Origin of the sequence: Suttonella ornithocola (assembly GCF_001889065.1) — a bacterium.
Classification (GTDB): Bacteria; Pseudomonadota; Gammaproteobacteria; order Cardiobacteriales; family Cardiobacteriaceae; genus Suttonella_A; species Suttonella_A ornithocola.
On the sequence record NZ_LWHB01000262.1, the window covers coordinates 1 to 733 of the forward strand.

At 41.6% G+C, this 733-nt stretch carries 1 pseudogene; it reads right to left on the reverse strand.

Annotated elements, in window-relative coordinates:
• A pseudogene (locus tag A5N85_RS13640) lies at window positions 1–663 on the reverse strand (hypothetical protein); the annotation flags it as partial.
• Window positions 664–733: the final 70 nt, after the last annotated feature.

Here is a 733-nt window from a genome sequence, read left to right on the forward strand (position 1 = left end):
ATTGGTGCTTGCTGGTGGATTGGTGCTTGCTGGTGGATTGGTGCTTGCTGGTGGATTGGTGCTTGCCGGTGGATTGGTATTTGCTGGTGGATTGGTATTTGCTGGTGGATTGGTATTTGCTGGTGGATTGGTATTTGCCGGTGGATTGGTATTTGCCGGTGGCTTGGTTTCTGCCGGTGATTTGGTGGCTTTATGATTGTTGTCATTATGAGATATAGCCATTGCACCAGCGGTTATCACGCCTACTCCTGCAAGTGTGGCTAGCGGTGAGAAGGTGCTAAAGGATGTCGTTGCTGCTTCTGTGGTAGATGGCGTGGTAGGCAGTGAGATGATTTCGCTAAGTAGATGTTGGGGGAATTCTACTGTGGGCACCCATGTTTGGAGGCTAGGTTGATATAAGCTGACTTTGATACCGTCGTAGAAGTAGAGAGAGGTGTTATCATTGTAGAGAAAATAGTCTTTTAGTATTAGTTGTAGTTGTCCATCTACTTGGTTGAATAGCAGTAAATCATTTTCAATAGGTTGGGTAAAAAATGGAGAAAGATTATCGCCTTCAATAAGGTATAGGTAATCGGGTGAGGCAGAGATTTCTTGCGCAATTTCTCCAAGATTAAGGGCTTGTTTTACGCTATTTTTTTGATTGATAATGAGTATTTGAGTCATATTTCTTCCTAGAAAACATTCTGTTTTTTGATTGAAAATAAAGATTTGACGTATTGGTTTTTATATTTTA